A 20,209-nucleotide genomic window follows, 5' to 3' on the forward strand; every position below is an offset into this window, starting at 1 on the left:
GCACGACGGAAGATCCCGCACCACAAAGAGGATCCGGCAAGCCCTATGGCTTACCGGATCCTCTTTGTCGTGATTCAGGTTTGTCGTGATTCAGGCCGCTTCGGCTTCTTCCACGAGGGACATCGCGTAGCTCTCGGCCATTGGCCCGATGAGGCGGTGAACTCCGAAGAAGATCCTGCGCGCCTCGGGACCCTGCCATCCAACCGGCAGATACTCAAGGGGAAGCCCGGGATCCCGGTAAGGCAACCGCCGCCACAAGGTGAGCATTGGCACGTAATAACGGAAGGCATTCCGGCGCAGCTCCGGCGACGACGCAGCGAACGCCGCTCCGGGATCCTCGCCCACCAGCGCGGTCCATTCCTCCAGCGAACCGCCAAAGGTGTCCATGAACTGCGAAATCTGACTGCCCAAGGCCTCAAGATCCCACCATTGGGCCACCTTGGACCTCATGTCCGATTCCGAGGAGTAGTCGCCGGTGAAGAACTCCACATACTTGTCCAGCCCGCGGGCCTCGAGGCGCTGCTGCGCGCTTTCGCGCACCCCGGACGGAGCAATCCACACTCCGGCTCCCATGGAGCCAAAACCGAGCCTGGTGAGCTCCGCACGCAATTGGTGGCGCCGTTCCCGCTTTGACTCGGGGACGGAGAATATGGCCAGGACCCACGGTGCGCCGGGATTGGCCCGGGCTGGAGCGAAGATGCGCTCGTCGCCTTCGCTGATCAGCTTCAGGGACGCGTCCGACAGCTCATAACGGGCCAATCCCCCGCCCTTGACGCTGGCCAGCACGCCCTTGGCCTTGAGGCGGGAAACAGCAGAACGGACCGCAGGTGCGTCATGGCCGAGGTCGCCCAGCATCTGGATCAGGACGGAGATTGGCAGTTGCCCGCCTGCGCGGCGCCCGTAGAGACCATAAATGGTCAGGATGAGCTGCTGCTGGGGCAGCGCAGGTGCGGGAACCTCAATCACCGGAGTAGCTTTCGATTCTGTTGGGGCCGTGGTCCTCACCAGCATATTTCACACGCGCCGCTCTTGATGTTCAGTGGCCTTTGAACGCTTCCGCCAACCACCAGGCGCCTCCATCGGAAGCAATTTTTGCGTCGATCACCAAGGGCACATCCCGCGGCCCTGAAAGCCATTCCTCAACGCCGGCAAGATCTCCGACGGTCCGGACCGTGATCGCTGCGGCGCCGTAGCCGCGGGCGATCGATGCAATGTCCACCGGCGGAAAACGCACGACGTCAAGGTCAGCGTCGTCCACATCGAAGTGGTGCACCTCGGCGCCGTAGGCCGAATCGTTGTACACGACTGCCACGAGGGGAATGCGTTCCCTGACCAGGGTCTCCAGTTCGGAGATTGCCATGAGGAACCCGCCATCGCCCGCGCCGAGGACCGGCAAGCGGTCCGGCCGGGCTTTGGCTGCTCCAATAGCCGTATAGAGGCCCAGCCCGATCGACTGGAAGGCCTGCGTGAAGCAGAATCCGAACTCGTCCGGGACGGCGAGGTAAGCGCTGGGATAGCCCATGAAGTTGCCGGAGTCTACCGACACGATCCTGTCCGCGGGGAGGATTCCGTCCAACGCCCGACTCAACACCCTCGGGTCAATGGCATCCGGCGTGGAAAGGTCCTCCGTGCGTTCGGTGTTCCAGCGGGAGCGCTCGGCAATCTGCCGGGCCATGTCCGGAGTGCGCAGGCCAACCGTATGGTGTTGCGACGACTGCAGCGTTGCAAGTACCGCAGCTGCGGTTTCCCCGCAGTCGCCGAGCACGCCAAGGTGGATGGGGCGGTTGGCGCCGAGGGCCCGGTCTTCCACGTCTACCTGGACCACCGTGGCCGCTTCCCCGATCAAGGACCCGTGCCGCATGGTCCACATGTTCAAGGCACACCCCCAGCCGACAATCAGGTCGGCGCCCGAAATGGTTTCGGCCGTGAACGGCGACGAAAAACCGCCGGAAATCCCCAGGTTGTAAGGGTCCCCATGGAAGAGGCCATGCGCGACGGCGGATGTCGCCACGAGTGCCCCTGACGCCTCCGCGAGGGCGGCAATTTCGGGACCGGCTCCACGGGCGCCCCGCCCGGCGACGAACACGGGCCGCTTTGCTTTGCGGATGAGCGCGGCGAGTTCCCCGGCAGCTGCCGTCGAGGGGGCAATGCGCTGGGGAAGGGGCAAGGGATCAACCTCTGCCAGTCCGTCCGGAACGGGTGCGGCCTGGATGTCCGTGGGAAGGGACAGGACCACCGTGCGGCGTTCATTGACGGCGGTCCTGTAGGCGCGGACGGTGTCCGCGACAGCGCTGGCGGGTGAATGGATCCGCTCCGGCACAGCACCGACGCTCCGGGCCAACGCGTCCTGGTCAATCCTGAAGTTCGAGCCAATGGCGGAGCCCGCTGTGTCTGCCGTGACCACGATCATTGGCGTTCGGCTCTTGGCCGCCTCTCCGATGCCGGTGGTGGCGTTGGTCAAACCGCACCCTTGGTGCGTGGAAACGACTCCTACCTTGCCGGACATGCGTCCATAGGCGTCGGCCATGGTTGCAGCGCCGCCCTCATGGCGGGCGGCGGTGTACGGAACACCCGCCCGGCGCAGCGCATTGGTCACCACGAAGTTTCCGCTGCCCACTACTCCAAAGACATGCCCGGCCCCAAGCCGTGCGAGCGTGTAGCCAACAAGCTCACTGACGTTCCGGGGTGCGGCCACTGGAAGGCCCACTGCTTGCGCACCGTTCTCTTCCGGCCTGCTGGTCACAACAGTCATGGACTTTTCTCCTTTGAATAGCATGTGAAACTGGACAGCAAGTGGACTCCGGACAGGCGCCGGTCCGTGAAAGTCACCTCGGGCTGCGGCGCTGACCCCTGATACGTGTCCACTCAGGTTATAGTGCATTTTTTACGAGCGTCAATAGATCTACACATTCCGGATGTGGAGTCTGACCCGGAACACCCGGAGCCCTCCGATAATGTGAACCCATGTTGATCAATGTTCCTGCCGCTGACGGCAGCGCCGAGGCTTTTGTCGCCCGACCGGTAACCGGGGACGGAGAATTTCCCGGCGTCATCTTCTACATGGACGCGTTCGGGCTCCGCCCGCGCATCGAGGAAATGGCCCAACGCATTGCCGACTGGGGTTATGTTGTGCTGGCGCCGAATGTCTTCTACCGCGAAGGGACCATAGCCGACCTCGCACCGGCCGGAGACATGAGGACCCGGGAGGGCAGAACGGCTGCGGGCAAGATCGCCTTTCCCCGGGTGGGCCGCTTGACGTCGGCCAAGGCGGAGCCGGACATCGATGCATGGGTATCCGCGTTGGCCGGATTGGACGGCGTCAAGCCCGGGCCTATCGGAACCACGGGATACTGCATGGGCGCCAGGTTGGCCGTCCGTACTGCCAACCTGCACCCACAAAGAGTGGCCGCCTGCGGTGGTTTCCATGGTGGCGGCCTGGCCACTGACGAGGCGGACAGTCCGCATTTGGGGCTGGTCAACGCCCGCGCCCGATTCGTTTTCGGCCACGCCGACAAGGACCCCAGCATGGCTCCCGACGCTGTGGCCCTCCTCGGGAAAGCCTTGGCGGATTCCGGACTTGAGGCGTCGAACGAGATCTATGAAGGGGCGCCGCACGGCTACACGATGGCGGACACTTCGGCCTTCCATGACGAGGCAACCGAGCGGCACTTCCAGGAGTTGCGGACCCTCCTCGACAGCACTCTCAAGCGCTAAGCCGTGCAGACCAAGGTCTTGGATACCGCGGCAGGCCTCGCGGACCGAATCCGTAGCCGTTCCGCCGATCGCCAAATCATCGGGATTGCCGGTCCTCCCGGGACCGGCAAATCCACACTGGCCGGACGCCTCAGCGAACAGTTGGGCGACGAAAGTGTGGTCGTCCCCATGGACGGCTTCCACCTCGCGACCCCGATCATCGACGGCACTCCGCTCCGCGACCGCAAAGGAGCCATCGACACTTTCGACGTCGGCGGCTTCCTTTCGCTCCTCGAGCGTCTCCGCCGCAACGACGAGGACGTCATCTATGCGCCGGCCTATCGCAGGGGGCTGGAGGAACCGATCGCCGCATCGATAGCCATAGCAAGCTCTGTCAAATACGTCCTTGTTGAGGGCAATTACCTCCTGGCCACCGAAGGCCGATGGAGCAAGGTACGCACCTGCCTTGATGCGGCCTGGTTCGTCGAGACGCCTCCAGAGACGAGAATCCCGCGGCTCATCGAACGGCACATAGCGTCCGGCATGGACCCTGCCGCCGCTGAAGCGTGGGCCAACGGGCCCGATGAAACCAATGCGAGGTTCATCGAATCGACCAAGGCCGACGCCGACCTGATCATTCACTGGTCAGCATGATCTCCCGGGGCGGCGTGCTACTGGCAGAGCCGATCCATGGTCTCGAGCAAAGCTGACCTCATTTGGTCGCTCCAGAGTGCCCGCTCCCTTTCCACGTCAGGATCTTCGAAGGGCGTCGGGGCAGGCGGGGAAGCCACGGTCATCGTCGCTTGGTAGCGCCCGTCGGCGGAGCTAAGGGCAACGGTCTGGAAGTCGAAGAAGTCGCCGCGTGCGAAATAGCGCGGAGCGCCCGTACAGTCCTCAGACCATTCGAACAACCCCAGACCGTAGGGGCCCACAACCGGCCTCTTCATCTCCGCCAAGGCGCCGGCTGAGATCAGGCGGCCCGTGAAAAGCCCGGCGAGGAAATCGTTGACGTCGGGTACGGACGAAACTACGCCATGCGACGGCGAACCCAATTGTTCCTGGGTGACTCCCGCTTCCTCCCGATGACCCTTGATGGTGACATACCCCTTCACGAGGTCCGGGGCTGCGACGAGGGGGTCGTCCACCGTGGTTTTATCCAGACCCAACGGCTCAACGACGTCGTTCCTCAGGATTTCGGCGAAGGGCTTGCCGCGCAGTTTTTCCAGGATAAGTCCCAGCGCGGCGTAGTTGGAATCCGAATAGCGGAACGAGCCCACCATCCTCGCTTCCCACGGCAAAGTGCTGGTGAGTTCCATGACGCGGTGAAGGGACAACCGCTGGTTGGACACCGGGACCAGGTCGTCAATGCCTTTGTACAAAGCCTCTCCGTATGACGGCATGCCCGAGGTATGGGAGAGCAGTTGCCGCAGGGTGATCGGGCCGGGCGGCTTCAGCCCGGCTTGAAAGGCTTCCAGCATCCCGTTGACCGGGTCCTCCAACCCGATGAGCCCTTCATCGACCAGTTTCAGCACCGATACGGCGGTCATGGTCTTCGTCACGCTGGCTACAGGAACCCTGTCGTCGGGGCGGGCGGGTTCTTTGCTGTCCAGGTCACGTACTCCGTACGATTTTGACCACTCCCCGCCCGGCCACCGGACCTCAGCCAGAACGGCCACGGCGTCCTCATTCATGAAGGACGTCATGGCGTAGTCCAACGTATCAGTTGCCATGAGTGAACTCTGCGAGGGGGCCGGCTCCGGTTCGGAGCCCGTACACCCGGAAAGTATCAGCGCCATCAGAATGGCGGGAAGGACCAGCAAACGGGTCGGCGGTTTCATTGAATGACCAGCCGTTCGAAGAACCAGTAATCAAAAGCAGTGCCAGGGCTCGACCCAGCGCCCATGGGCCAAGTATCGCGCACGCCCGGGCTGTTGTCAGTACCCTCACGCAAACTCAGGTATGGCTGCTTCCCACGCCGGATTCCCGACACCTGACAGCAGAAGAGTTGGCCCTCCGGAGGATCTCCTCAGCCACGAGGCGAAGTTTCTTGTTGCGTGCGCTTGATGCTCGTTGGAGCGTTCTGAACGCTTCCTCCTGGGTGCAGCGCTCCTGCATCATGATCATCCCGCACGCGGTGTCGATGACGGATCTGCTCCGCATGGCGGCATGCAGGTCACTGATCAGGTCCGAGCCGGCGGCCGTCTTCAAGGCGATCTGCAGAGCTTGGTGGGCGGTGTGGTTGAATCTGTCGATGACCGGCGTAGCGTCTTCGGTGAAGGCGCCCGGCGTCGCCGCCAGGAAGACCATCAGAGCGCAGGCCCCGTCCCGGAAGGCGAAAGGGACAAGTAAGGCACTTGCGTAGCCGGCCAAGGCCAAGGTCTTGCTGTGCAACGGCCAGCGTTGCTCCATCGCATCGGCCCCCACCAGGACGCGCGATCCCGTTGCCCAGGCTTCCAGGCAGGGACCCTCGTCCACAGTGTCGTGCTCTCCATCCATGAGCTGTGCCGCGATGCTAGTGCTGCCTGCCACGGCGGACGGACGCTTGGGGCGGCTTAGGGAAATCCCGCAGTCAACCGCAATGCCGGTTTCCCGGGAGGCAACCTGCGCAGCCACGTCGCATAGCCCCTGCACGAAGTCCTGCAGGCCGTTGGCAGCAACCAGGAGGTCTTCGATCAGTTCCAAATCATCGACGCGCGGTTTATCGGCAGGCATGGAACCAATGTAGGAAAGCATCACCAGCTCTTCAATCAGCACCCTTGCTACCTGGCACCGTTACGTGGAACAGCTACGTGGCACCGCTACTTCCCACTGCTTCTTCTCACCGGCACTTGCTGCTGGTTCCCCGACGTCCGTGCCGCGCCTGAGACGCCTCACCTAGTTGGGCAATTCCAAACGGAACCCGCAGCGGCACCTCAGGACCCTGGTCCCCACGCTGACGCCGTCGTCCAGTTCCGGTTCCCTGGCGGGCAACGGGGCATGGATGTTCCTGACCCCGGTTCCCTCGACACGCATGGCCTCACCACAGTGGAAGTACTCCCCCGCAAACCGGAACAGTCCCTCCAAGGTCTTGGTGCGGTTAAGGATGGCAGCGACGTCGCGGAAGCGCGCCCTGTGCTGATAGCTCCCCTGGCAATGACGGCAGGCGTACTCCACCTCGACGTGAAGTTCACCCGGATGCGGAGGCAGGGACTCTATTGATTCGATCGCAACGTACTCGTTGGATCCGCAGTGCAGGCATCCCAAGGCCCGGGTTTCCTGGGTGAGCCGGTGAAGGCTCGGGCCGCTAATCCCATACATGATGGCTCCGTTGCTCGGCGGGCAGCTGGTCGATCCGGCAGGAAGACAAACTCTTTATTCCAGTACTATGACACCATTTGTAAGGCGCCTTATCAATAGGTAGCCGTACGAAAATCGGTTGCCGTTCGCGAGCCTCTCAGACGAGCCAACGCCACCAGCGCGGCCGCTCCGGTTCCGGTGTATTTTCCGGCTCCGGTTCCTCGCCCAACGCCAGCGCCGCCTCAACAATGTCATCAGAAGTGAGGGTGACCACGGCCTCACGGCCAAGCGCATCCAGGCTGTGCTCCGCGTCGAGTGACAGCCGCAGCGCCTGCCGATTGAGTGCCTGTTCAAAGAGTGTGCGGGCGAACCGCGCGTTGCCGGACTCCTCCCCCGTGCGGAGTCCGGAGAAAATCCGCCGAAGCATCTGGTCCGCACCCGGTTCCAGCATGTACTCGTGGTGCTCAAGCATCCGGTGGAAGATCATCTCCAGTTCATCGACGGAGTAATCAGGGAAGGTGATTTCGCGGGCGAACCGGGAACGCAGTCCGGGGTTGGAGATCAGGAAGGATTCCATCAGCCGGGGATATCCGGCCACGATCACCACCAACCGGTGGCGGTGGTCTTCCATCCGCTTGAGCAGCACTTCTATGGCCTCCGGCCCGAAATCCATCCGGCCGTCCTCCGGGGCGAGCGCATATGCCTCGTCGATAAACAGGACCCCGTCCAGCGCCCGCCGAATCACCCGGTCCGTCTTGATGGCAGTCTCCCCGACGTATTGCCCTACCAGGCCCGAACGGTCCACCTCCACCAGATGGCCTTTCTGCAGCAGCCCCACCGCACGGTACATCTCGGCCAGGAGTCGGGCTACCGTCGTCTTGCCTGTTCCGGGGTTGCCGAGGAACACCAGGTGCTGGGATGTGGCCACTTCGGGCAGTCCGTGGGCCTTGCGGCGGGCCTGGACCTGGAGCAGCGCGACGAGGGCCCGCACCTGCTCCTTCACCGTCTCCAGCCCGATCAGGGCGTCCAACTCCGCCTGCACTTCCGATAGCGGACGGGCCGGACCCGACCTTTGGCCGATCAGGTCCCCCATCAGGTCATCGACGCGTTCGGAACCGGTCAGCTTAAGCTGACTGGCCAAATGACCAATGGTCTCCCGCAGGTCATCGAGCGGGTTGCGGCTGGTAGCCATAGCTCCACTCTAGCCCCAGGGGTTCCGGCCTCTCCGTCGCGGCGGGTCCGCGGGGTGAACGCAAGGCGGTCATCACCTTCGTCGGCCCGGGGCTCCGTTTCTGGCTAGGCTGGGCAGATGGCGACAGTTATCCTCGTGCGGCACGGCCGCACCACGGCCAATGCCACCGGATTGTTGGCCGGCCGGGCAGCCGGTGTTGACTTGGACGAGATCGGACGCGGGCAGGCTGCCCTGACCGGGGAACGGCTCGCGGCGGTGCCCGTGGTGGGAGTGGTATCCAGCCCCCTTGAACGCTGCCTGCAAACAGCCCGGTTCATTCTTGACCGGCAAACAGGCAGTCCGTACGCACCGGTCGAGCCCGACCTTACGGAGTGCGATTACGGTCAATGGCAGGGCCGGGCCCTGTCCGACCTGGCCACCGAGAAACTGTGGCCCGTGGTGCAGACGCAACCATCCGCCGTCGTATTTCCCGGCGGTGAGGCCATGGCGGCCATGCAGGCCCGCTCAGTGGCGGCCATCCGGCGCCATGATGCAGCGTTCGAAGCCGAGCACGGGCCCGGAGCCGTATGGGTGGCGGTGAGCCACGGCGACGTCATTAAGTCCATCCTCGCCGACGCGTTCGGCATGCACCTTGACCTTTTTCAGCGGATCAGCGTGGGTCCGGCTTCCGTGTCGATAGTCACCTACGGTGCAAACCGGCCGAGCGTCCACGCGACCAACACGGAAGCCGGCGACCTGTCCTGGCTCTCGAGCGGCCTCCGTTCGGGCGACGCACCGGTGGGCGGCGGCGCAGGTGGGCAGACGCCCTGAGCCCGTGTGCCTAGAATACTGACATGCCTACGCGCGTTCACGAGTTTGCCTGGCCCGACCGGGTTGTCATCGGCACCATAGGACAACCCGGAGACCGCACATTCTACCTGCAGGTGCGCGCAGGAACGCAGATTGTCAGCATTGCCCTCGAGAAGCAGCAGTCAGCCCAGCTTGCGGAGAAGATCGACGAGATCCTCGACCAGCTCCTCACGATCGATGGCAACCCCTTCAGCGTTCCCACCAGCACGCCGGTCGAACTGATGGACAATGACCCGCTTGAGGACCCCCTGGAGCAATTCCGCACCGGCGCGATGAGCCTGGGTTGGGATCCGACCACCGCCCAGATAGTCCTGGAGGCTTACCCGATCAGTGACATCGACGGAGATGAGCCGCTTGACCTGGATGGCGCCGACGAACCGGAAATGCTGCTAGTGCGCATGCCTGTAGGCACCGCCCGTGCCTTCACCAAGCGCACCCGGGAAATCGTGGCGGCCGGACGTCCCTTGTGCACGATCTGCGGCTACCCCATTGATCCCGACGGGCACACCTGCACGCTTCCCGAGGCCTGATGCCAACACCGGACCTGGTCGCCGCAGAGCTGACGCTGACCGGCCGCATTACAACGGCCTCAAATGCCACCTTTCTGGGCAGCATCGACGACGTTCCCGTGGTCTATAAGCCGATAGCCGGCGAAAGCCCCCTCTGGGACTTTCCGCACGGCACCCTGGCCCACCGCGAGATGGCGTCCTTCCTGGTCTCCCAGGCCATGGGTTGGGACATCGTGCCGCGCACCTGGCTGCGCGACGGACCACTGGGCCGCGGGATGGTGCAGCTCTGGCAAGAGCAGGACCCCTCCCAGGATCCGGTGGACCTGAGGCCAAGCGATGACGTTCCGGAGGCCGGTTGGAAACAGGTCCTCGAGGGGCAGGACGACGACGGGCGGATAGTCGCCCTGGTCCACGAAGACTCACCTGCGCTCAGGCGCATGGCCGTGTTCGACGTCGTCGTCAACAACGCCGACCGCAAGGGCAACCACATTCTTGCCATGGCGAACGGGCATCGCCACGGCGTGGACCACGGACTGACGTTCCATACGGACCACAAGCTGCGCACCGTGCTTTGGGGGTGGCTCGGCGAGGCCTTGTCTGCCGAAGAACGGGAAGGAGTAGAGCGCGTCAGCGAAGGATTGCGCGGCGGGCTGGGCCGGGAGCTGGCAGAGCTGTTGAGCCCCGAAGAAGTCTCAGCCCTCGCGCTCCGTTGCGAACGCCTGCGTTCGGCTGGAAGGTTTCCGGCGCCGCGGGGCGGCATGCCGGCCGTGCCCTGGCCTTTGTTCTAAGCCCCGCTCCACTTCCATTCGTGGCTAGACTGGCCGGAAGCGGAGATTGTCGATTGCAGCACTGGAGGGGAAAATGTTCAGGCCGGATGCGCCCATCGAAGAAATCGAGCAGGACGTCGAGTCGATGATTGTTGAACTCGTGCATGAGCTGGGGAGGGTCGCGGAGGCTGACCCCAATCCTGTGGGTGCCGAAGAGCGCGCCTATATCCAGGCATTTTCTGACGCGCGGGCCAACAGTGACCGGAACCAGGCGGCTCTTTTGGCCACTGCCATATCCCGGCCGAACCTGGCCGAATCCCTTCTGTACTTGAACCGCCGGCTCGACCGGGAAGACCTGGCCCCGGACGAACCGGTGGGGATCATCGGGATCATCGTGCGCCTGGCCATGGACGGGCTCTGGGTCAGTGACATCCTCGATGACACACGCTTCAACCAACGGGAGCGCGAAAAGATTACGTCCCTTCTGACGGGCCTGACCTACCTGACCGATGATCGATTGAATGCTGTCCTGGCTGACATCGCCCCAGGCGGCGATGCCGCCCGGGGCGGCTCCCAGGGGCAGAAGCGCTGACTATTCCTGTTCCGGAATCCAGTAGGGAGCATCCACACCGGTGCCCGTGAGGACATCGCAGCGAACCAGCTGCGTGCCTATGCGTTCCAAGGGGCAGTTGCTGTAGGTGAAGTAGTCGGTGGCTTGCTGTGTGCCGGCTTGCTCAGCGCCGGCTTGCTCAGAGCCGGCGTTTGCCGGAGCTGCCGGCAGGAAGAGGAAGGGCAGCAATATCGCGATGCCCATGATTCTTGAATGGCTGGCTGGATTGAACATGGTGATCCTCGGGTGACAGTGGGTGTCTGTTGACTCCTTCACAGTGCGCTCCGGACCCCTCGGGGAACATCCGGGAGGTGTCCTTAGATTTGGCGCCGGAACCCTGACATTTCAGGTCGCCGGCTCTTTTCCGGCCCGGCGCTCGGTGCCACCCTTGAAAAATGACGGGCTTCATCGATTCGGGTTCCCCTCCTTTGGTGGGCAGGACGAAGGAATTGTCGCGGCTCGGTGACGCACTGCAGCAAGTCCGCAGCGGCCGGCAAAGAACCGTTTTGGTCACTGGCGACGCCGGCATCGGGAAGACCGCTCTGATCAACGAAGCCATTGCGGGACTCCCGGGGGACGTTATTGTCCTGTCCGGTGCTGCCCTTCCCCTTCGCAGTATCGAGATCCCGTACCAACCCTTGCGCGCGGCCTTCAGGGGCACTGCCGGCATCAGAACGCCGGAACCATTTAGTGAGGACAGCGCGGCCGAACATCCGGCAAGCACTCCCCTCTTCCTGGATCAATGGTTGAGTGCGGTCACAGCCGCGCATCCGGTGCTCCTCGCGATCGATGACCTGCACTGGGCGGACCAGGGCACGTTGGATACGTTGATGTTTCTGATTGCGGGACCGTCCGATCGGCGGCTGGGGCTCGTAGCAACAGTCAGGGCGGATGCGGTGACGGAGGGGTCACTTCTGGAGGGGTGGCTTGCCGATGTGCGGCGGATCCCCGGTGTCAGCATTGAACGCCTTGGCCCCTTGGACCGCCCGGCCACGTCCGCATTGATCGCATCGCTGCTGGGTCGCGAACCGCATCAGTCCCTGATTACGGAAGTGTACGGGCGCGCGAATGGAAACCCGTACTTCACCAAACTCCTGGTGGAGCCCTTGGATCCGGCCGCATCGTCCCTTCCGCCCGGACTCCCGCCCGACCTGCGGACCGCAGTGCTGCGTTCCTGGCGGGCCCTGCCGCAGTCTGCCCGACGGGTTACCCAGGTCCTGGCTGTTGGCGGCAAGAATGCTCCGGTTGAAGTGTTCACGGTGGTCGTGAAGCGGGCGCTACCCGGGCAGGATGCCCTTTCTGTTCTCCTGGCTGCGTCGACAGCCGGGATCCTCGACCGCCAACCCGACGGCAGCTACTGGTTCCACCACCCGCTCATCGCCGAGATCCTGGCATCCGAAACACTTTCCGAGGACCGGATCCAGTGGCACCGGCTGTTCGCCGAGGCCTACTCGACAGTTCCGGGTTCAGGCGAGCTCCACCACCGGGCGGCCGCCGATCTTGCCCAACACTTCTACGGCTCCGGGAACTACGAGGAGGCCTACCGGTGGGCGCTTGAGGCGGCACGTCAGGAATCGGCCTCGCGGGACTGGAACAAGGCCCTTGCCCAGTACCACCGGGTCCTGGAGTTACGGCCCAAGGTGGTCGCTGCCGGGGAATGGCGTGACCTGTGGCAGGAAGTGCGCCGGAGCGCTTTCAATGCAGGCGCTTTCGAGGCAGAACTCGACGCTATCGAGGCCCTGCTTCGACTCCTCAACGAGCGCCTCCAGCCACTCGAGGTGGCTGCACTGATCATCAGGCGCATGCACTTGCGAATGTCCCTGGGTCTCTCCTTCCTGGATCCGGCAGAGGCCGAACGCGCCGTGCAGCTTTCGTCCGTGGAGCCTGACAGCTGGCACCATGCCTTGGCGATGGCCGAGCTGGTTCACGCCAAACTCTGGATGGACCAATACAACGGCTCTCCGGACTGCGCGAAGGTTGTTGAGGCGGCCCGCAAGACAGGGCATCACCGGGCTTTGAGTTTCGCGCTCACTGCCTCGGCCATGGCGGCAGTGTTCAGCGGCGACTCCGGCGCGGCCAGGGAAGCCGCCCGTGAGGGTGCCTCGGAAGCGGCCCTGGCGCAGGACTACTGGGCCTTTTGCCATGCCTTGGCGTGGCTGGCAAATGCCACGGAAGGGTGGATCAGCGAACAGTACGGCGCCATCATGAGCTCCGGCAGGGAGGAACTTTCCCGGCTGGGCGCTCCGCATTCCTTCATGTCGAAAGTAGCTGCCGACGAGGCCGCCAGCTTCCTGGCCATTGGGGCATGGGAGAAGGCTCGAACAGCTTTACGAACAGCCATCAGTTTTGACCCCGGGCCCATGGGAGACGTCAGTGCCCGGCTCACCCTGGCCCGGCTGGATGCGTTGCAAGGCAGGACCAACGACGCCTTGGCGCACCTTTCTCGCGCCGAAGAGGTGAACCGTGAATCCGATGCCTTCGTCAACCTGAATTTCGCTGGCATTCGTTCCGAACTCAACATCATGGCGGGAAACCCCAAGGCAGGATTCGAAACAGCCGTGGCCGCTGCATCCCGGGCCGGTCATGCACCCACCATGTGCGAGTGGCTCCTGCCCTTGGCCATGAGGGCCGCCGCCGACATGATCATCCAAGCCAGGGATACCGGAGGGCCGCTGTCCGGACTGGAAGCCGCAGTGCGGGATGTGCGGAAACGTTTCCCGGCCGCGCTCCACGAACCCGGACAGGCAACCCCCCTTTACCAACGCCAGATCAAGGCCTTCGACATGCTGTATACCGCCGAGACCGGACGGGCACTGGCGGATAAGCGGAACGACGCAATGTGGATCGCTGCCGCCGACGCATGCAAAGAAGCCAACCTGGCATGGGAAGAGGCGTACGCCTGCCAACGCGCAGGTGAAGCCATGCTCTTCCATACCCATCATGGCCAAACGAACGCAGCAGGGATACTGCGCCGCGGGTTGGAACTGGCAACCACACTGCAGGCCACGCCCGTGCGGACGGCGCTACTGGGGTTGGCGGACCATGGACGGATACGACTCGACGCTGAACCACCCACGACGCGGAGCAGCACCGGACCGTTCCCGGGCCTGACCGCCCGCGAAACCGACGTTCTCGAACATCTAATCGCCGGCAGTACCTATAAGGAGATCGCCGCAGACCTTTTCATCAGCGAGAAAACCGTCAGTACGCACGTCTCCCACCTCTTGCGGAAAACTGGCTCGACAAATCGGATGGACCTGGCGCGCAAAGCCAGTGGGCTGCGCAGGGAGGACTAGATAATTCCGCCCCGCGCGCCAACGATCAGTTCCAGTGATCGCAGCACGGCAAACGGCACAATGCCGCTGGTGCGCGGGTTTTGCGGCGATACCTGATTGCAGATTTCGAAGCGGTAGGTCCCGCTGTTCCCGGCGGCCTCGATCACGTGCGTCGTCAGCCGGGCAGCCGGGTCCACCCGCACGGACACGTCCACGCCCCAGTCCGCTACGGCCAAAGCGACCGCCGCGGCCACATTGAGCGATTTCGGGAACAAGCGCGTGGCCTGGTCAGCAGGGCCTTGGTAGATTTCGAGCGGAACAGCGGTGTTCCGGATTCGATCGGCTTCCTTCTCATCCATCCATGGCTGCACCAGGGAAGCGGGCAGCTTGGTCGTCGTGATTTTGACGGCGTCATAACCCGTTGCCCGGGCTCCCGACGCCAACAGGTCCAAGCCACCGATGGAGCCGGACGTCAGGAAGAGCCTGCCCGGACCGGCTGCGGACAAGCGGCCCGAAAGATCAGGGTCCCCCAGGGCTCCCAGCGATGTGGCCAGCAGATCGACACCCGCAGACAGCACTGCCTCGCCGTGTTCGGCAAGGGCTTCCTGGCCCGCGCATTCGACCAGCACATCGCAACGCTCCAACGCCTCAGCCATGTCCAGGCGGGGCGCCGGAGCGTTTGGAACGGGACTGCGGCTGACGATGCCCTCCAGAGAGGCACCTGCCACTTTCCCTGCGGCAACATCCGCAGCCACCCGGGCCCCGATGGCCCCGTGTCCGATGATTCCGATTTTGCGGGCTACTGGCTTCATGCGTTTCCTTACTAGTGGGTTAGGCGGACATTCCGCCCCAGGACCGCCTAGGCATTGGAAGGGACCTTGTCCTGGGAGGAAGCCTTGGGGTCATAGGCGACAATGGAGGCTTCGGCCTTCTTGAGCAAGAGGGCCAGTTGTTCAATCTCTTCGGCTGTGAGGCCGGAGAGCATGTTGCGCTGCGTTTCCAGATGCTTGGAAATCACCTCATCGATGAGCTTCTTGCCGTGCTCGGTGATCTGGGCATAGACGACGCGGCGGTCCTCTTTTGATCGAACGCGCTCGATGAGGTTCTGCTCCTCCATGCGGTCCAGGCGGAACGTGATCCCTCCCGTGGTCAGCATGGACGAACTTGCGAGCTCACCAGCGGTTTTGCGGTGGGGAGGCCCTGATCGGCGCAAATTTGCCAGGACGTCAAAGGACGCCAACGTGAGCCCGTGCTCCTCGTAGTTCGCGTCTTGCACGGCGCGCTGCCGGGCAACGAGGCTTTGCAGGCGGCCAAAAACGCCAATGGTCCTGGCATCGAGTTCGGGACGTTCGCGACGCCAGTCCTCGATGATCGCATCTACGGCATCCGGGTCGGTGTTTTGGGGCTCGGTGGTCATGTGCTCTCTCCTTAATTTCGTCTAAGCATCTTAACACTGAGCTTTCCAATGCCCCGGTGAACCGCGCCCGTTCCCGCGAATGTCTTGCAGCGCTTTCCATTATATCTTAGTCTTGAGATAGTTAGGGCCGAGGAAGATTCACTTCCTGCAAGGCCCTTACGAAATCCGGCAATTTACCACCAGAGAGAGGTCCATCATGGGCGACGTTATCGCAAGCAAAATTCCGGAACTTGAGGAGCTGATTGACTCGTCCATCGCCTCCCGTGACAGTCGGGTAGTTGACTTCAATACGCTCAAGTTCCAGACCAAAATGGGTGAGAAGTTCCGTCGCGGCCAGGTCCGCTACATCGGTTCCGGGGCAACCGGTGACCACTCCAACGACAACAACATTCTCCAGGCAGAGCACTTCACCTTCTCCAACATGGTGCTGCCGGCCGGATGCGTTGGACCCGAACATACGCACCCGGACGTTGAAGAGGTGTTCTTCGTGCTTGAGGGGCAGGTCGAGTTCAGCGTGCATGACGTTGAAGACGGGACCAAGAAAGCAAGCCGCGTGCTTGGCTACCGCGACCTGATCCGCGTTCCGGCCGGTGTCCCCCGCAGTTTGCGGACCGTCAGCGATGACGACGCACTCATCTGCGTCATCATCGGCGCAAAGAAGCCGGAGATCCCCTTCTACCCGCCGACGTCGGAGATGTATGGCGTGACCCGCTAGCCCCCTGGGAGCCCGGGTACCGGCGATGGCCGGTACCCGGGTTTCTTCTTGCCGGAAAACTGCGGCATCGGGAAACGTCTGCCCCGGGCGCCGGGCCAACAAAAAGCAAACGAAAAAGAGCACAGGAAAGAGCCTGCAGCCCGGACTTGGTCGGGCTGCAGGCTCTTACTCACTGCCTCAATTGCGCGGTGGTGGAACCACGCACTCCGCAGGCGCTATGCGGTCCCCTCTGCGAGAATGGCTGCCTGCTTCTGTGCATCGGCGTCGTGGATGCGCCTGATCCTGGCCACGCCAAGATCGTGCTGGTACAGGTGCTCGTCCCTGTCGGCGTCGGCCGCCAGAGCCTCCAACAGGGCGCGGTCCTGTTCCAGGACCACCCAGTGCTTTTCCTCCAGTGTTGTCTTGTACATGAACCGCCAGACGTCACGCTCCCAATCGGAGACGGTCCGGGTACGCCAGTGGAACACAGCGGAGGTATCCGCATCTATGGGAGTGGACATCCCGACGATGCCGAAGGAGCCGCCGGGACCGGCAGAATCGGCGTAAGGAATCTCCAGGTCCACGTAGTCCATGGCCTCGCGGCAGTACTCCACCCAGTCGAAGTTCTTGCCCCGCTGGTCCGTCTTCTCGAAGAAGAAGCCGCGGTCCGTTTCGCGGATGCGGAAGCGGGCGCTCGTGTCTCCGCCAAACATTGAATGCGATTCACGGTGCAGGAACGCCCCGTGCATGGGATCCAGGACGTTGTCCATGTAGAACCGCCAGGGACTGTTCCACTCCGCGTAATTGGAGAACCAGGAAATAGCGGGGTTGTCCAGGCGATCAGGCAACTTGAAGGGGGTTACCTCCGAGTCCGCGGTCAGTGGCATGAAAGCGAAGATCATGTCCGCGCCCTCCTCCACGGCCAGGGACGCAGTGACTGTTTTCCCCTCCAGCGCACAGCCGGGCATGCCGGGAACCGACACCACCGTTCCGTGTCCGTCCACCTGAACTCCGTGGTACTTGCATGCCACCCGGTCACCCAGGTGCTGGCCTACGGACAGGGGCGCGCTGCGGTGGGGGCAGCGATCCTCCAGCATCCGGATTTGTCCCCGGGCATCACGGAACAGCAGCCAATCCACGCCCAACCGCCGGACCTTGACCATATCCCCCTGGCCAACGAACCGGGAGGGATAGATGGCGTACCAGCGGTCCCGCAGTCCTGTGGCAGCCAGTTCTGCGGCATCGAGCTGACGCCGGGTACCGACCACCGTTTTCGGCATGGCCCTGCCGGCCCTTGCCCCGGTTGAAGTTGCAGTTGCAGTTGTCATTTCCTACTCTCCCAGTCGTCGCATTTCGGAACGGAATCGGGCTTCATCCCACGGCTGGCCGTCCGGGGCATTAAGCCCCAGGTTGTTCAACCCCGAAATGACCGCCGGAAGTTCGTGGCTGCCGCTGGCGAAAATTTCGGACAGGGCGCCGGCGAGCTTCAGCTCATAGGGGTTCGGCGGACCGACACGGGACTGGTTGGCATCCAGGTATTGCTCAGGCACGGGGTTCCTCCTGTAATTGGGTGGGGAGTGTTTGCGAGACGGTGTGCAGGCCTTCAGCGATCTTCATGAACGACCTGCTCCACTCGTTGAACGAGGTGGATCGGCTTTGATGTGCCGGCACGGTGGCGTTGTCGATGATGACGAAGACACCGTTGCCGATGCCGCCTGCGATGCATTGGGCTATGGAAACATCGGCGTCGATGTCGGGTGCGGCGGCAATGACCAGGGACGGTGCGCGAACCTGCCGGAGCGCTGCCACGAATCCGTCAGTGGACGTGTCCACCAGCGGGTCGCCAAGGATCATGCTCTTGACCTGTTCAGGATGCCGCGCGGCGAGGAGTATGGCACCGTAGGCGGCTGCGCCGTTGGCCAGGACATGCGCCGGGCCGGCCGTAGACTCCCGGAGCGCCTCAGAGGCCGCTTGAACCCAGGCGTCCAGTTGGCCAGGTGGTCCCCCGACGTCCAGGGCAAGACCCGTTTCAGGTTCCCAGGAACGGGCTCCCAACGTGTCCAGTTGATGCTCATCCCACTCTCCGGTCCCTGCGCCGCCGCGCAGACACACCACGTCATGCCGCGGCTCGGCCGCGTCGGGCCCAGGGCCGGCGTACGGGTCCGGATCAGTACTTGGGTTCATGTGCTCACCTGCTCTACTAGTGATCTGCGGTTGGAACGTGCACCGGAGGGACGAAGGCTCCGGGAGCAGGTTCCAAGGCATTGACATCAATTTCGATGACCGCCGGCCCCCTGAGGGCGAGCGCCTCGGCCAGGGCCGGATCGAAGGTTCCCGGCCCGCCCACCCGCCGGAACGGCAGGTCCAGCGACCGGGCCAACAAGGCGAAGTCCGGTGTATGCAGGTCGACTCCTGCCTCCGCGAAACCGTTGGCCCTCTGCATGTTGCGCAGCACCCCGTAGCCGGCGTCGTTGAAGACCAACACCACGCACCAGGCGCCGGAGCCGGCCAGGGAGGCAAGCTCGCCCAGGTGAACGGCAAGCCCGCCGTCCCCGGCAATGACTACCGTGGGAACCTCCGGGCGGGCGCAGGCAGCCCCTATCCCCATGGCGAGTCCTTGGCCTATGCCGCCCCCTAGGGGAAAGATGTTGGTTTCGCGTGAGTACATTTCCAGCAGGCGGTTACCCCACTGGCTGGAGGGGATGGTGACGTCCCGGGCCACGACGGACCTGCGGTCCAGGCGTTCCCGGAGGCTGTGGCAGATCTCCGCGTAACCGCCAATGTAGGTGGTCAGCGCATCGCGTACCTCGCGGCGTACGTCGTGAACCTTTTGCGTCCAGCCGGGGTCCGGTGAATGGCTCGGCAACTGCTGGACGAGCGTATCCAGAATGGCGCGGGAGTCGCCCACCAGGGAGACGGTGGCCGGGTATACCCGCCCGACGGCGTCAGGGTTCAGGTCCAGCTGGATGTGGGTGGAGGGAACTTTCAATGAGTAATGCTGTGTCTCGTTGGAACGGAAATGCGTTCCAATACTGAGCAACAGGTCGGATTCCCCGAGCAGCCGGGCGCCGGCCGGAGTGGTCGCGAAGTTCCCGATGACAAGGTGGTCATCCTCCGGAACGACGCCCCGCCCGGAATTGCTGGTGAGCAGTCCCGCGCCAAGCCCGTGCAGCAGGGCAGCAAGTTCCTTACCGGCTCCGGCCGCTCCTCCCCCGGCCCAGATCAGGGGCCGCTTGGCACCTGCCAGGAGGCGGGCGGCTTCCGCGACGGCCAGGGTGTCGTACGCGGCGGCGGGCTTCACCCGGGCATCGACGGGGCGCTGATCGTCCGGATGAGCCAGGTACTGAAGGTCCGTAGGCCACTCGATGCTGGCCGGTGTGTGCGGGGCGGAAAGGAGGTGCGCGATCGCCTCCTCGAGGTCAGCCTCAGCATCCTTGCCGTTGAAGATGGTCCGGGCATACCCGGAGACGGCGTGGAGCATCTGGAGCTGGCGTGGTACCTCGTGAATCACCCCGCGGTTGCTGCCCATGAATTCGCTGTCGATCTGACCGGTAATGTGCAGGACGCGGCTTCCCGCAGTGAGCGCCTCCACCATGGAACCAGCGGCGTTGCCGGCTCCCGTGCCCGTGCTGGTCAAGGCAACGCCGAACTTGCCGGACGCGCGGGCGTACCCGTCAGCGGCGTTGACGACCGCGGCCTCATGGCGCATGGCGACGAAGTTCAGTTCCCTGTCCACAGCTTCAACGAGGGGCAGGTTGTGGATGCTGATAACGCCGAAGACGGTGTCGATGCCGTGGCGGCGCAGCACACGGACCAGGACATCGCCTCCTGTTGGCCCCCTCGGGACGGTTGCTTCTTGTGTCAGTGACATTTCCGGTTCTCTTTCGTGGTGAACTTCCGTGGGCCGATGGGTTTCCGTTGAGGTGC

At 63.6% G+C, this 20,209-nt stretch carries 21 protein-coding genes; 8 read left to right on the top strand and 13 right to left on the bottom strand.

The genetic code is table 11. The annotated features are described in order from the left end of the window. Nucleotides 1-90: 90 nt before the first annotated feature. Together HMI59_RS11785 and HMI59_RS11790 are read right to left on the bottom strand one after the other, a co-directional pair. Nucleotides 91-1,005, bottom strand: coding sequence for a PaaX family transcriptional regulator C-terminal domain-containing protein (locus tag HMI59_RS11785; RefSeq protein WP_227471359.1), 915 nt, complete (start codon nucleotides 1,003-1,005; stop codon nucleotides 91-93). 31 nt (nucleotides 1,006-1,036) lie between these two features. Next, on the bottom strand, nucleotides 1,037-2,752 hold the full coding sequence (locus HMI59_RS11790; protein WP_193591413.1) for a thiamine pyrophosphate-binding protein: 1,716 nt from the start codon (nucleotides 2,750-2,752) through the stop codon (nucleotides 1,037-1,039). A 212-nt stretch (nucleotides 2,753-2,964) separates the two neighbouring features. On the opposite strand from HMI59_RS11790, the gene HMI59_RS11795 reads away from it, so the two are divergent. Further along, nucleotides 2,965-3,714, top strand: a complete 750-nt coding sequence (locus HMI59_RS11795) for a dienelactone hydrolase family protein (RefSeq protein ID WP_193591414.1) — start codon at nucleotides 2,965-2,967, stop codon at nucleotides 3,712-3,714. 3 nt (nucleotides 3,715-3,717) lie between these two features. Continuing rightward, nucleotides 3,718-4,347, top strand: a complete 630-nt coding sequence (locus HMI59_RS11800; RefSeq protein ID WP_227471360.1) for a nucleoside/nucleotide kinase family protein — start codon at nucleotides 3,718-3,720, stop codon at nucleotides 4,345-4,347. A 17-nt stretch (nucleotides 4,348-4,364) separates the two neighbouring features. Here HMI59_RS11800 and HMI59_RS11805 read toward each other — a convergent pair whose 3' ends face one another. The 4 genes from HMI59_RS11805 to HMI59_RS11820 form a co-directional block, all read right to left on the bottom strand. After that, nucleotides 4,365-5,423 carry a serine hydrolase gene (locus HMI59_RS11805; protein ID WP_227471361.1) on the bottom strand — a complete coding sequence of 353 codons (1,059 nt, stop codon included), beginning with the start codon at nucleotides 5,421-5,423 and terminating at the stop codon, nucleotides 4,365-4,367. Between the two features lie 223 nt (nucleotides 5,424-5,646). Continuing rightward, nucleotides 5,647-6,447, bottom strand: coding sequence for a GAF and ANTAR domain-containing protein (locus HMI59_RS11810; protein WP_193591416.1), 801 nt, complete (start codon nucleotides 6,445-6,447; stop codon nucleotides 5,647-5,649). Nucleotides 6,448-6,567: 120 nt separating this feature from the next. Next, a complete protein-coding gene (locus tag HMI59_RS11815; RefSeq protein ID WP_193591417.1) occupies nucleotides 6,568-6,990 on the bottom strand; it encodes a hypothetical protein in 423 nt (140 codons plus the stop codon). A 136-nt stretch (nucleotides 6,991-7,126) separates the two neighbouring features. After that, on the bottom strand, nucleotides 7,127-8,161 hold the full coding sequence (locus tag HMI59_RS11820; RefSeq protein WP_193591418.1) for an AAA family ATPase: 1,035 nt from the start codon (nucleotides 8,159-8,161) through the stop codon (nucleotides 7,127-7,129). A 117-nt stretch (nucleotides 8,162-8,278) separates the two neighbouring features. On the opposite strand from HMI59_RS11820, the gene HMI59_RS11825 reads away from it, so the two are divergent. The 4 genes from HMI59_RS11825 to HMI59_RS11840 all read left to right on the top strand — a co-directional run bounded on the left by HMI59_RS11825 (nucleotide 8,279) and on the right by HMI59_RS11840 (nucleotide 10,878). Next, nucleotides 8,279-8,971, top strand: coding sequence for an MSMEG_4193 family putative phosphomutase (locus tag HMI59_RS11825; protein WP_193591419.1), 693 nt, complete (start codon nucleotides 8,279-8,281; stop codon nucleotides 8,969-8,971). Between the two features lie 23 nt (nucleotides 8,972-8,994). After that, on the top strand, nucleotides 8,995-9,540 hold the full coding sequence (locus tag HMI59_RS11830; RefSeq protein WP_193591420.1) for a DUF3090 domain-containing protein: 546 nt from the start codon (nucleotides 8,995-8,997) through the stop codon (nucleotides 9,538-9,540). After that, nucleotides 9,540-10,307, top strand: a complete 768-nt coding sequence (locus tag HMI59_RS11835) for an SCO1664 family protein (protein WP_193591421.1) — start codon at nucleotides 9,540-9,542, stop codon at nucleotides 10,305-10,307. Before HMI59_RS11830 ends, HMI59_RS11835 begins: the two co-directional genes overlap by 1 nt. 73 nt (nucleotides 10,308-10,380) lie before the next feature. Further along, nucleotides 10,381-10,878, top strand: coding sequence for a TetR family transcriptional regulator (locus HMI59_RS11840; protein ID WP_166187040.1), 498 nt, complete (start codon nucleotides 10,381-10,383; stop codon nucleotides 10,876-10,878). On the opposite strand, the gene HMI59_RS11845 is transcribed toward HMI59_RS11840, so the two are convergent. Beyond that, on the bottom strand, nucleotides 10,879-11,130 hold the full coding sequence (locus HMI59_RS11845; RefSeq protein ID WP_227471362.1) for a hypothetical protein: 252 nt from the start codon (nucleotides 11,128-11,130) through the stop codon (nucleotides 10,879-10,881). It lies immediately after the preceding gene. Between the two features lie 161 nt (nucleotides 11,131-11,291). Between HMI59_RS11845 and HMI59_RS26035 the strand changes: the two genes are divergently transcribed. Next, complete coding sequence (locus tag HMI59_RS26035; RefSeq protein ID WP_193591422.1) at nucleotides 11,292-14,192, top strand: helix-turn-helix transcriptional regulator; 2,901 nt, start codon at nucleotides 11,292-11,294, stop codon at nucleotides 14,190-14,192. Here the strand turns inward: HMI59_RS26035 and HMI59_RS11855 are convergent. Together HMI59_RS11855 and HMI59_RS11860 are read right to left on the bottom strand one after the other, a co-directional pair. Next, on the bottom strand, nucleotides 14,189-14,983 hold the full coding sequence (locus HMI59_RS11855) for an aspartate dehydrogenase domain-containing protein (RefSeq protein ID WP_193591423.1): 795 nt from the start codon (nucleotides 14,981-14,983) through the stop codon (nucleotides 14,189-14,191). The genes HMI59_RS26035 and HMI59_RS11855 overlap by 4 nt on opposite strands. Before the next feature lie 47 nt (nucleotides 14,984-15,030). Further along, nucleotides 15,031-15,588 (bottom strand): MarR family winged helix-turn-helix transcriptional regulator, encoded by a 558-nt coding sequence (locus HMI59_RS11860; protein WP_193591424.1) that lies wholly within the window; start codon nucleotides 15,586-15,588, stop codon nucleotides 15,031-15,033. 196 nt (nucleotides 15,589-15,784) lie between these two features. Between HMI59_RS11860 and HMI59_RS11865 the strand changes: the two genes are divergently transcribed. Continuing rightward, nucleotides 15,785-16,303: a cupin domain-containing protein gene (locus HMI59_RS11865; RefSeq protein ID WP_021472220.1), complete on the top strand. Its 519-nt coding sequence runs from the start codon at nucleotides 15,785-15,787 to the stop codon at nucleotides 16,301-16,303. A 215-nt stretch (nucleotides 16,304-16,518) separates the two neighbouring features. On the opposite strand, the gene HMI59_RS11870 is transcribed toward HMI59_RS11865, so the two are convergent. The 4 genes from HMI59_RS11870 to HMI59_RS11885 are packed head-to-tail and all read right to left on the bottom strand — an operon-like array spanning nucleotide 16,519 to nucleotide 20,153. Beyond that, nucleotides 16,519-17,610: a Rieske 2Fe-2S domain-containing protein gene (locus HMI59_RS11870; protein WP_193591425.1), complete on the bottom strand. Its 1,092-nt coding sequence runs from the start codon at nucleotides 17,608-17,610 to the stop codon at nucleotides 16,519-16,521. Between the two features lie 3 nt (nucleotides 17,611-17,613). Beyond that, nucleotides 17,614-17,832 (bottom strand): recombinase-like helix-turn-helix domain-containing protein, encoded by a 219-nt coding sequence (locus HMI59_RS11875; RefSeq protein WP_021472218.1) that lies wholly within the window; start codon nucleotides 17,830-17,832, stop codon nucleotides 17,614-17,616. Then, nucleotides 17,825-18,466, bottom strand: coding sequence for an alpha/beta fold hydrolase (locus tag HMI59_RS11880; protein ID WP_193591426.1), 642 nt, complete (start codon nucleotides 18,464-18,466; stop codon nucleotides 17,825-17,827). Before HMI59_RS11880 ends, HMI59_RS11875 begins: the two co-directional genes overlap by 8 nt. Before the next feature lie 16 nt (nucleotides 18,467-18,482). Continuing rightward, a complete protein-coding gene (locus HMI59_RS11885; RefSeq protein WP_193591427.1) occupies nucleotides 18,483-20,153 on the bottom strand; it encodes a thiamine pyrophosphate-binding protein in 1,671 nt (556 codons plus the stop codon). Between the last annotated feature and the right edge of the window lie 56 nt (nucleotides 20,154-20,209).

The sequence above is a fragment of the Paenarthrobacter sp. YJN-5 genome (genome assembly GCF_015040095.1).
GTDB lineage: Bacteria > Actinomycetota > Actinomycetes > Actinomycetales > Micrococcaceae > Arthrobacter > Arthrobacter ureafaciens.